The following is a 10,470-nucleotide window of genomic DNA, read 5'->3' as shown; positions in this document are numbered from 1 at the left end:
GGGTTCGTGGGCTCCGCCGGCGGTGGCGGCGGCGGCGCCGGGGCCGTGCTCGCGCAGGGCGAGCACCGACGTGCGGGTGACGTGCAGGTAGCGCAGGTGCTCACCGGCGCACGGCTGCAGGACGCCGTCGCGCATCCACCGGTACACCGTCGACAGGTGCACGCCCAGGACCTCGGCGGCGTCGGACGCGCGGTAGCACGGGGAGCCCTCGAGGGCGTCCTGCACGCTGAACAGCCCCTCGACGGAGGAGTCGCTCGCGCGCGTCCGGTGCAGCGCCATGAATCATGGTGCGGTCGGCCGGCGCGGGACCGCAACAGCCGCAGCCGCGGCGGGGGGTTCTGCCACCAGGAGAAGCCCTGCCCGGCGCCCGCCCGCGCGGGCAGGATCGGGACATGAGGCTGCTGGTGCTCGGGGGGACCCGCTTCGTCGGCCGGGCGGTGGTGCGCGAGGCGCTGGAGCGCGGCTGGGAGGTCACCGCCCTGCACCGCGGGCGGACGGGGAGCACGCCCGCGGGCGTGCGGGTCCTGCGCGCCGACCGCACCGACGTCGCGGACCTCGCCGCGGCGCTGTCCGCGCCCGGCGCCGGCGGCGCGGGGTGGGACGCGGTCGTGGACACCTGGTCGGGAGCGCCGCGCGCGGTGGGCGACGCCGCCCGCCTGCTCGCCGGCCGGGCCGGGCGCTACGCCTACGTCTCCAGCTCCTCGGTGTACGCGTGGGGCCGGCACGTCGACGAGGGCTCCCCCCTCGTCGAGGGGGACCCGCGGGCGCTGGAGGGCGACTACCCCGCCCTCAAGCGCGGCGCCGAGCTCGCCGCCCTGGCGGTCTTCGAGGACGCCCTGCTCGCCCGGGCCGGGTTGATCCTCGGCCCCCACGAGGACGTCGGCCGGCTGCCCTGGTGGCTGCTGCGCACCGCCCGCGGCGGGCGGGTGGTGGCGCCCGGCCGGCCCGGGCGGCCGCTGCAGCACGTCGACGTGCGGGACCTGGCGGCCTGGCTGCTGTCCGGCCTGGCCGGCGGGCTGTCGGGCGCCGTCGACGTCGCCGGCCCCTCCGGGCACGCGAGCACGGCCGACCTGCTCGGCGCCTGCGCGCGGGTGACGGGCGCGGGCGCCGAGCTGGTCTGGTTCGACGAGGACGAGCTGGCCGCCGCCGGCGCCGAGCCCTGGACGCACCTGCCGTGCTGGGTCCCCGAGCACGGGGAGTTCGCCGGGTTCCTGGAGGCCGACACCCGCCTGGCCGCCCGCACCGGGCTGGTCTGCCGCCCGGTCGCCGAGACCGTCGCCGACACCTGGGAGTGGGTGCGGCGCGAGGGCGTGCCGCCGCAGCGCCCGGACCGTTCCGTGCACGGGCTGCCGCCGGAGGTCGAGCGGCGGCTGCTGTCCCTGCGGCCGGGGTGAGCCGGGCGGGCGGGCTCAGGGAGCCGGGTCGGCGCCCAGGACGACCTCGAACTCCAGCAGGCTCGAGCCCGTGGCCACCGGCCTGGCGCGCTCACCGGCGTGCGCGGCCTTGGCCCCGCCGTCCGCCCACCCCTGGAAGGCCTCCTCGCTCTCCCAGCGGGTGTAGACGAAGTAGCGGGTCTCGCCGGCCACGGGCCGCAGCAGCTCGAAGCCGAGGAAGCCCGGCGTCCCCTCCACCGCGCCCATGCGGTGGGCGAAGCGGCGTTCCAGCTCCGGCCCGCCGCCCTCGGGGACCTCGATCGCGTTGATCTTCACGACAGCCATGCCGAGCAGGATGGCACGCCGCGCCGCTCAGCCCACCGGGAAGCGGTGCACCCCGGCGATGCGCGCGCTGCCGGCGGGGACCGCGCCGCTCTCGCTGGCCCAGCCGACGGTGATGCTGCGGGCGGCCGCGCTGAGCACGCGGGTCTCGGCGCCGCCGCACACGCGCAGCTGGGAGGGCGTCGGGAAGTAGAAGAGGATGCTCACCCGGGCGGAGTCGCTGCTGGTGCGGTTGAACGCCGAGACGTCGGTGACGCCCGCGCGGTCGGGCACGGTGTCGACCGGGACGGAGGCGACCCGCGGCAGCCACTTGCCGGCGCAGCGGACGACGACGTCCACCTTCGTGCCCGCCGTCTGCACCAGGGAGGCGATCGGCAGCTCGCACTCCTCCGAGTACGTCGCGTCCTCCGGGTCGCAGGACGGGATGCCGCCGAAGGCGTCGAAGCCGGTGAGGTCGGCGGTGACCTTGCCGAAGCCGCAGTTGCTCGAGCTCCAGCCGGCGAAGCAGTCGTCGGTCAGCGGGTTCTGCGCCGGTGCGCCGAGCTCGACGGTGGCGCCGCGCACGCTTAGCCGCGGGGCGGCCGCGGCGGCGGCCGGGGTGGCGGCGAGCAGCGGGGCGGCCGTGGTGGCGAGCACGGCCAGGGCGGACGCGGCGAACGTGCCGCGGCGGCGGTGAAGCATCTGAGTTCCCCCCTCAGTGGTCCGCGGCCATCGCGGACTGTCACTCATCGTGCACTAATCGTCACGGATGGGTGAGACCTTCGGCGCAACACCGTCCGAACGGGTGACGCAGCGCGACGGGCCGGGCGGTTCCCCTCCGGACCGCCCGGCCCGTCGCGCTGCGCGGTCCTCAGTCGGCGATGGCCGCCACCGGCGGGGTGTTCGCGGCCCGCCGGGCCGGCAGCACCGAGGCGAGCACCCCGGCGAGCGCGGCCACCACGACGATCCCGGCGACCTGCAGCCAGGGGACGTCCAGGACGACCGGCGCCTCGGCCGCGAGCACCGAGGACGTGCCCGCCAGCCCGTACCCGGTGCCCAGCACCACGCCGACCACCCCCGCGACCCCCGCCACCAGCAGCGCCTCCCAGGCCAGCAGCGCGCGCAGCTGCCCGCGGGTCAGCCCCAGCGCGCGCAGCAGCCCCGACTCCTGGCGCCGCTCCACCACCGACAGCGCCAGCGTGTTGCCGACCCCGATGAGCGCGATGACCACCGCGACCGCCAGCAGGCCCGTGACGATGAGCAGCATCGTCGTCAGCAGCTGGTCCAGGCTGGAGCGCAGCGCCACGACGCCGCTCACGTCGCTGGCCGGCAGCGCACCGGCGACCACGTCGGTCACCGCGTCGACCGCGGCGCCCTCCTGCTCGGCCGACAGCCCCTCGCGCAGCCGGACCCACGCGCCGGTCGGCCGCGCGTCCGGCGCCGCGCGCCGCACGTCGGCGGCCGTGGCCACCGCGAACTGCTCGGTGCCCGCTGCGACGCGCACCACCAGCTCCACCTGCGGTCCCGTCGCGGGCTCCCCGGTGCCGGGGTCGGCGCGCACCTGCAGGCGCCCGCCGTCGCCCACGCCCAGCGTGGCGGCGGCCGAGGTGGACAGGACCACCTGCCCCTGCGCGGGCACCGGCGAGCGCTGCTGCGAGCGCACGACCTCGCGCGCCGCGGCGGGGTCGACGCCGGTGAGCGGGAAGCCGTTGCCGGCCGCGTCCACGACCTGCACGTCGTCGACGGCGGCCACCGCGGCCACCTGCTCCAGGCCGCGCAGCGCGTCGAGCACCTCCGCCCCGACGCCGTCCGGGCCCTGCACGACGACGTCGGTGGGGTAGGCGGCCTCGATGGCGTCGGCCGCGCTGGCCCGGGTGGAGGCCGCGCCGACGACCATGGCCGTCGTCAGGGTGACCCCGATGACCAGCGCGGTCGCCGTCGCCGCCGTGCGCCGCGGGTTGCGCGAGGCGTTGCCGGCGGCCAGCCGGGCCGGGACCCCGCCGAGGCGGCCGAACGGCGCACCCGCGAGCGCGACCACCGCGGGCACCAGGCGCTGGGCGATCAGCAGGAAGCCGAGGAAGCTCAGCGCGCCGGCGCCCACCGCGGGGGTGAGGCTGCCGGAGCGGGCGGAGAGGGCCATCGCGACCGTGGAGGGCACGAGCACCGCCAGGCCGAGCACCAGCCGCACCAGCCCGGCGCGCGAGCGCACCGCCGCCGGTGCCGACGGGCGCAGCGCGGCCAGCGGCGCGACCCGGGTGGCCGCCCGGGCCGGGGCGGCGGCCGCGGCCACCGTCACCAGCGTGCCCAGCACCAGGCCGACGACGACCGCGACCGGCGGCACGACGAGCACGTCCAGCGCGATCGGCGCGTCGGTGCGGGCCACCACCGCCGCGACCGCGGCGGCCAGCCCCGCACCCGCGGCCACGCCGACCGCCGAGGCGAGCACCCCCACGACCAGCGCCTCCAGCAGCACCCCGCGGCCGACCTGGCCGCGGGTGGCGCCCACGCAGCGCAGCAGCGCCATCTCGCGGGTGCGCTGGGCCAGCACCACGGCGAACGTGTTGGCGATGACCAGGCCCGCCACGAGCACCGCGACGGCGCCGAAGACGAGCAGCACGCTGGTCAGGCTCTGCGCGTCGCCGGTGAAGGCGTCGGCCACCTGCTGGGCGGCCTGCGCGCCGGTGAGCGCGGACAGCCCCGCACCGGCGGGCAGCAGGGCGCCCACGCGCTCCAGCAGCTGCTCGGCGGACGTCCCGTCCGCGGCCGCCAGCCGCAGCTGCTCGACGTCGCCCGCGCCCCAGGCGAGGACCTGGGCGTCGGTGGCGAAGACCCGCGGCGCGATCCCGGCGGTCGGGTCGCCGCCGAGGTCGACGGTGCCGACGACCCGCACCTGCTCGGCGGCGGGCTCGGCGGCGGGCTCGGCGGCGGGCTCGGCGGCGGGCGCGTCGACGGGCGTCAGGGCGGTCACCGACAGGACCGCCCCCGGCTCGACGCCGGCGCGGGTGGAGACCGCCACCTCACCGGGGGCGGTGGGCAGCCGGCCGGCGGCCGGGCGCTGCCAGCGCAGCGCCTCGGCCGTCCCCAGGCCCTGCACGGTGGTGTAGGTGCTGCCGGTGCGCTCGGGCCAGCGCACCTGCACGGTGGTGCTGCGGTCGGCGGAGACGGCGGCGACGCCGGGCGTCGCGGCCAGCGGGCCGGCGAGGGCGCCCAGGGCCGCCGCGGCCTCCTCCCCGGCCTCCTCCCCGGGACCCACGACGACGTCGCTGGCGGTGTACTGCGCGCCGACGGCCTGCAGCACGCCGGCCTTCGCGGAGGCGTTCAGCGCCAGCGTCGCGACGACGAAGGCGACGGCGATGACGATCGCCAGGCAGGAGGCGAGGACGCGCGCCACGTGGGCGCGCAGCTGGGCTGCGGTGGTGCGGAACACCCTCAGGCCCCCAGGGTGCGCAGGGCGTCGAGGACGTCGTCGGGCGTGGGCTGCACGAGCCCGCCCGCCAGGCGCCCGTCGGCGATGAGCACGACGCGGTCGGCGTAGCTGGCCGCCACCGGGTCGTGGGTGACCATGACGACGGTCTGGCCGAACTCGCGGACGCTGCCGCGCAGCAGGCTCAGCACCTCGGCGCCGGCGCGGGAGTCCAGGTTGCCCGTGGGCTCGTCGGCGAAGACGACGTCGGGGCGCGGCAGCAGCGCGCGGGCGACGGCCACGCGCTGCTGCTGACCGCCGGACAGCTCGTGCGGCTTGTGCCGCAGCCGCTCGCTCAGGCCCAGGCGCCGCACCACGTCGTCCATCCACGCGGTGTCCGGTTCCCGGCCGGCCAGCCGCAGCGGCAGCAGCAGGTTCTCGCGGGCGTCGAGCACCGGCAGCAGGTTGAAGGACTGGAACACGAAACCCACCCGGTCGCGGCGCACCCGCGTCAGGTCGGCGTCGCGCAGCGAGGTGAGCTCGGTGTCGCCGAGGAACACCTGCCCGGAGGTGGCGGTGTCCAGGCCGGCCAGGCAGTGCATGAGCGTGGACTTGCCCGAACCGGAGGGGCCCATGATGGCCGTGAACTCCCCGCGGCTGAAGTCGACGTCGACCCCGTCCAGGGCGTGCACCCGGGCGTCGCCGCGCCCGTAGGTCTTGCGCAGGCCGACGGCGCGCACCGCCGGCCGGGCGGCGTCCACCACCGCGGACGGGTGGTGCGGGCTGAGGTGTTCGGTCACGGTCGCTCCCGGATCGCAGGCGTTCTCCAACGCCCTCGACGCTAGGAGCCGCCCGGCCCGCGGCGCGTCCGGCGCAGAACTGATCCCGGTGCCCCGCGGGCGTCGGCCCTGCGGCGGACGCGGCGCGCACGGGTCATCCCGTGGTCGGACGCCTCAGCGCGCGTCGCGCAGCACCTCGCCCGGCTGCACGAGCCCCGCGGAGAAGGCGAGCACGACGGCCTGCACGCGGTCGCGCGAGCGCGTCTTGGCGAGCACCCGCCCGACGTGCGTCTTCACCGTCGCCTCCGAGACGAAGAACCGCCGCGCGATCTCGCCGTTGGTCAGCCCGTGCGCCATGCACTCCAGCACCTCCAGCTCGCGCGGGGTGAGGTCGGCGGGCAGGGCCTGCGCGCCCGCGGCGGGGGAGGCGGCGCCCGCGCGCAGCATCGGGCCCACGTGCTGCAGCAGCCGCCGGGTGGAGCTGGCGGCGATGACGGCGTCGCCGGCGTGCACGGTGCGCACGGCCGCGAGCAGCTCCTCGGGCGGGGCGTCCTTGAGCAGGAACCCGCTGGCGCCCGCGCCGATCGCGGAGACGACGTACTCGTCGAGGTCGAAGGTGGTCAGCACCACGACCCGCGGCGCGCCCTCGCCGCCCGCGGCGGCCGTGATGCGCCGGGTGGCCTCGATGCCGTCGAGACCGGGCATGCGCACGTCCATGAGCACGACGTCGCAGGGGGTGGAGGTGACGACCCGCACGGCCTCCAGGCCGTCGGAGGCCTCCCCGACGACCCGCAGGTCGGGCTGGGAGTCGATGACCATGCGGAAACCGGCCCGCACGAGCTGCTGGTCGTCGACGAGGACGACGCGGACGAGCCCGGCGGCCGCGGCCTCCTGGGCTCCGGCGTCCTGGGCTCCGGCGGGGGCGGCGGGGGGCGTCACGTCACGAACCGTAGGGGAGGGTCGCCCGCACGCTGAACCCGCCGCCGGGCCGGGGCCCGGCGGTGACGGCGCCGCCGTGCAGGCGGGCGCGCTCGCCCATGCCGACCAGCCCCTGCCCGCCGGGCCCGGCCTGCACGAGGGCGGCGGCCCCCCGGCCGTCGTCGTCGACGCCCAGGCGCAGGGCGTCGGGGTCCCAGCGGACCTCCACGGCCGCGCCGGCGCGGGGGCCGGCGTGCTTGAGGACGTTGGTCAGCGACTCCTGGACGATCCGGTACGCCGCCAGGCCGATGGCGGGCGGCAGCGGGCGCGGCTGCCCGTGCACCCGCACCACCACGTCGAGGCCGCTGGCGCGCACCTGCTCGACGAGGTCGGGGATCTGCCGCGCGTCCGGCTGGGGCGCGAGCTCGTCGCCGGGTCCCTGGCGCAGCACCCCCAGCAGCCCGCGCATGTCCGACAGCGCCTGCCGGCCGGTGCCGGCGATGGTCTCCAGCACCTGCGCGGCGGCCCGCGGGTCGGCGGCCGCCGCGTACCGGCCGCCGTCGGCCTGGGCGATGATCACCGACAGCGAGTGCGCCACGACGTCGTGCATCTCGCGGGCGATGCGCTGGCGCTCGGCGGTGGCGGCCAGCCGGGACTCGTTCTCCCGCTCCACCTCCAGCAGGCGGGCGCGCTCGAGCAGGGCGAGCTCGTTCTGCCGGCTCGCCCGGCGCAGGCTGCCCAGCGCCCAGGAGGCCAGCACCATGAAGGCGATGAAGAATGCCCCGACGACGACGGTGGCCAGCCCGGCGGTGACGAAGAACCGCAGCGCGCACAGCACGGACCCGAACAGCCCGAGCGCGAGGCCGCCCAGCGAGGCCCAGCGCCTGCCGTAGCCGGCCATGGAGTAGATCGCCACCAGCACGGCCACGTTGCCGAAGGAGGGCGAGGGCGCCAGCAGCTGCACGAGCCCGAAGAGGGCGACGAGGCCGCCGCTGACCTCCGGGGAGCGGCGGCGCACCGCCAGCGGCAGGCACATCGCCAGGGCCAGGAACCCGGCGGACGACCCGCCGCCGGCGGTGTCGGCCGCGCTGAAGGCGGCGGCGAGGACGGCCAGCGCGAGGGCGGTGAGGGCGTCGAGGAGGAGGCCGTTGGCGCGCGTCCAGCCGACGACGCGGTCGAAGACGTTCTGGCGCGGCACCTCTCGAGCGTAGGCGGCCGCGGCGGCGGCGGCGTCAGACCGGGGGACCACCCCGGCCTCCACCGCCGGGCGGACGCCGGCCGCCCGGCGCCGGCCCGTCGTCCGCATCCTGGGACGGCGGTCCCGCATGCTGGACGCGACGGAACCCGGCTCCGCTACGCTCGCGCCATGGCGGACACCCTGCGACTGGCGGTCATCCCCGGCGACGGCATCGGTCAGGAGGTCACCGCGGAGGCGCTCAAGGTCCTCGCCGCGGTGCTCGGCCCGACGGGGGAGCGCATCGCCACCACCGAGTACGACCTGGGCGCCCGCCGCTACCACCGCACCGGCGAGACGCTGCCGGACAGCGTGCTGGAGGAGGTCCGCGGCCACGACGCGGTCCTGCTGGGCGCCGTCGGCGACCCGAGCGTGCCCAGCGGCGTCCTCGAGCGCGGGCTGCTGCTGAAGCTGCGCTTCGCCCTGGACCACTACGTGAACCTGCGCCCGTCCAAGCTCTACCCCGGGGTGCCGACCCCGCTGGCCGAGCCCGGCGAGGTCGACTTCGTCGTCGTCCGCGAGGGCACCGAGGGCCCCTACGTCGGCAACGGCGGGGCGCTGCGGGTGGGCACCCCCCACGAGATCGCCACCGAGGTCAGCGTCAACACCGCCTTCGGCGTCGAGCGCGTCGTGCGCGACGCCTTCGCCCGCGCCGCCGCCCGCCCGCGCAGGAAGCTCACCCTCGTGCACAAGCACAACGTCCTCGTGCACGCCGGGCACCTGTGGCGGCGCACCGTCGAGGCCGTGCACGCGGAGTTCCCCGACGTGGCAGTGGACTACCTGCACGTGGACGCCGCGACGATCTTCCTGGTGACCGACCCGTCCCGCTTCGACGTGGTCGTCACCGACAACCTCTTCGGCGACATCCTCACCGACCTCGCGGCCGCCGTCACCGGCGGCATCGGCCTGGCCGCCTCCGGCAACGTCAACCCCGACCGCACGGCCCCGAGCATGTTCGAGCCCGTGCACGGCTCGGCGCCCGACATCGCCGGGCAGCAGCTGGCCGACCCCACCGCCGCCGTGCTCTCGGTGGCGCTGATGCTGGAGCACCTGGGCCTCGCCGAGGCCGCCGCCCGCGTCGACGCCGCCGTCACCGCCGACCTGGCCCGGCGCGCCACCGGCGAGGTCGGCCGCCGCCGCACCGCCGAGGTCGGCGACGCGCTCGCCGAGGCCGCGACCGCGTGAGCCGCCGCTCCGGGGCCGCGCCCGCCGGAGCACCGGGTACCGTCGAACCACCACCCCCGCCGACGAGGAGAGAGCGCATGAGCGCCACGTCCACCGCACCCGCCGACCCGACGACCACCGCGCCGGTGACGTTCCCCGTCACGCGCTCGGCGGCGCCGGTAGCGGCGGAGCGGCGCGCGGAGGTCCTGGCCGCCCCCGGGTTCGGCAAGCACTTCACCGACCACATGGCGCTGGCCACCTGGACGAGGGGCACCGGCTGGCACGACGCCGGGATCGTCCCCTACGGCCCGCTGCAGCTGGACCCGGCCGCCGCCGTCCTGCACTACGCGCAGGAGGTGTTCGAGGGGCTGAAGGCCTACCGGCACGCCGACGGCAGCGTCTGGACGTTCCGCCCCGAGGCCAACGCCGCCCGCATGGACCGCTCGGCGCGCCGGCTGGCGCTGCCGGAGGTGGGCGAGCAGATGTTCCTGGAGGCGATCACCCAGCTCGTGCGCACCGACGAGGCGTGGGTCCCCGCCGGCGGCGAGTCCTCGCTGTACCTGCGCCCGTTCATGGTGGCCACCGAGGCCTTCCTGGGGGTCCGCTCGGCGCACGAGGTGAAGTTCCTCGTCATCGCCTCCCCGGCGGGCAGCTACTTCACCGGCGGCGTGAAGCCGGTCTCGATCTGGCTCTCGCAGACCTACACCCGCGCCGCCTTCGGGGGCACCGGCTCGGCCAAGTGCGGCGGGAACTACGCCGCCAGCCTGGCCGCGCAGGACGAGGCGGCCGAGCACGGCTGCGACCAGGTGTGCTTCCTGGACGCCGGCGAGCACCGCTACGTCGAGGAGCTGGGCGGGATGAACCTGTTCTTCGTCCACGACGACGGCTCGATCGTCACCCCCGAGCTGACCGGCACCATCCTCGAGGGCATCACCCGCTCCTCGATCCTGCGGCTCGCGCAGGACCTCGGCCACGAGGTGGCCGAGCGCCGCGTGAGCATCGACGAGTGGCGCCGGGGCGTGGCCTCCGGGCGGATCACCGAGGTCTTCGCCTGCGGCACCGCCGCGGCCGTCACCCCCGTCGGCCGGCTGCTGTCCGCCGACGGCGAGCTGGTGCACGGCACCGGCGAGGCGGGCGAGGTCACCTCGGCGATCCGGGCGAGGCTCACGGACCTGCAGTACGGGCGCGCCGAGGACACCCACGGCTGGCTGCACCGCCTCGTCTGACCACGTCCGACCGCGCGCCCTCCCCGGCCCGCCCGCGTGAGCCTCCCCGGGC

Annotated in this window: 10 protein-coding genes; 3 read left to right on the top strand and 7 right to left on the bottom strand. The window is 77.3% G+C overall.

Annotated elements, in window-relative coordinates; all coding sequences use genetic code 11:
* Window positions 1-279, bottom strand: a 279-nt coding sequence (locus GTQ99_RS14110) for a helix-turn-helix domain-containing protein (protein WP_166616368.1), incomplete at its 3' end; no start/stop codon positions are given.
* 113 nt (window positions 280-392) lie between these two features.
* Here GTQ99_RS14110 and GTQ99_RS14105 point away from each other — a divergent pair.
* Window positions 393-1,394 carry an NAD-dependent epimerase/dehydratase family protein gene (locus GTQ99_RS14105; protein WP_205707478.1) on the top strand — a complete coding sequence of 334 codons (1,002 nt, stop codon included), beginning with the start codon at window positions 393-395 and terminating at the stop codon, window positions 1,392-1,394.
* Between the two features lie 15 nt (window positions 1,395-1,409).
* Here GTQ99_RS14105 and GTQ99_RS14100 read toward each other — a convergent pair whose 3' ends face one another.
* From GTQ99_RS14100 to GTQ99_RS26950, 6 genes are all read right to left on the bottom strand, one after another.
* Window positions 1,410-1,718 (bottom strand): antibiotic biosynthesis monooxygenase family protein, encoded by a 309-nt coding sequence (locus tag GTQ99_RS14100; protein WP_166616367.1) that lies wholly within the window; start codon window positions 1,716-1,718, stop codon window positions 1,410-1,412.
* 27 nt (window positions 1,719-1,745) lie between these two features.
* Window positions 1,746-2,396 (bottom strand): hypothetical protein, encoded by a 651-nt coding sequence (locus GTQ99_RS14095; RefSeq protein ID WP_166616366.1) that lies wholly within the window; start codon window positions 2,394-2,396, stop codon window positions 1,746-1,748.
* A 169-nt stretch (window positions 2,397-2,565) separates the two neighbouring features.
* Window positions 2,566-5,121: an FtsX-like permease family protein gene (locus GTQ99_RS26955; RefSeq protein ID WP_166616365.1), complete on the bottom strand. Its 2,556-nt coding sequence runs from the start codon at window positions 5,119-5,121 to the stop codon at window positions 2,566-2,568.
* 2 nt (window positions 5,122-5,123) lie between these two features.
* The gene (locus GTQ99_RS14085) at window positions 5,124-5,897 is read right to left on the bottom strand and encodes an ABC transporter ATP-binding protein (protein WP_338074996.1); all 774 of its coding nucleotides are present in this window, start codon (window positions 5,895-5,897) and stop codon (window positions 5,124-5,126) included.
* Between the two features lie 153 nt (window positions 5,898-6,050).
* On the bottom strand, window positions 6,051-6,815 hold the full coding sequence (locus tag GTQ99_RS14080) for a response regulator (protein WP_338074995.1): 765 nt from the start codon (window positions 6,813-6,815) through the stop codon (window positions 6,051-6,053).
* 1 nt (window position 6,816) lies between these two features.
* Window positions 6,817-7,992, bottom strand: a complete 1,176-nt coding sequence (locus GTQ99_RS26950; protein WP_166616364.1) for a DUF7134 domain-containing protein — start codon at window positions 7,990-7,992, stop codon at window positions 6,817-6,819.
* Window positions 7,993-8,160: 168 nt separating this feature from the next.
* Between GTQ99_RS26950 and GTQ99_RS14070 the strand changes: the two genes are divergently transcribed.
* The gene (locus GTQ99_RS14070) at window positions 8,161-9,213 is read left to right on the top strand and encodes a 3-isopropylmalate dehydrogenase (protein ID WP_166616363.1); all 1,053 of its coding nucleotides are present in this window, start codon (window positions 8,161-8,163) and stop codon (window positions 9,211-9,213) included.
* A gap of 77 nt (window positions 9,214-9,290) precedes the next feature.
* On the top strand, window positions 9,291-10,418 hold the full coding sequence (locus GTQ99_RS14065; protein WP_166616362.1) for a branched-chain amino acid aminotransferase: 1,128 nt from the start codon (window positions 9,291-9,293) through the stop codon (window positions 10,416-10,418).
* The last annotated feature ends 52 nt before the right edge of the window (window positions 10,419-10,470 follow it).

It is taken from the genome of Kineococcus vitellinus, from assembly GCF_009906315.1.
GTDB lineage: Bacteria > Actinomycetota > Actinomycetes > Actinomycetales > Kineococcaceae > Kineococcus > Kineococcus vitellinus.
The sequence above is the reverse complement of the archived record's forward strand: the minus strand, read 5'-3'. Positions and strand labels throughout refer to the sequence as shown.

Coding starts and splice junctions, on each gene's coding strand:
- GTQ99_RS14105 (WP_205707478.1), top strand. CDS start 393: ATGAGGCTGCTGGTGCTCGGGGGGACCCGCTTCGTCGGCCGGGCGGTG.
- GTQ99_RS14100 (WP_166616367.1), bottom strand. CDS start 1,718: ATGGCTGTCGTGAAGATCAACGCGATCGAGGTCCCCGAGGGCGGCGGG.
- GTQ99_RS14070 (WP_166616363.1), top strand. CDS start 8,161: ATGGCGGACACCCTGCGACTGGCGGTCATCCCCGGCGACGGCATCGGT.
- GTQ99_RS14095 (WP_166616366.1), bottom strand. CDS start 2,396: ATGCTTCACCGCCGCCGCGGCACGTTCGCCGCGTCCGCCCTGGCCGTG.
- GTQ99_RS14065 (WP_166616362.1), top strand. CDS start 9,291: ATGAGCGCCACGTCCACCGCACCCGCCGACCCGACGACCACCGCGCCG.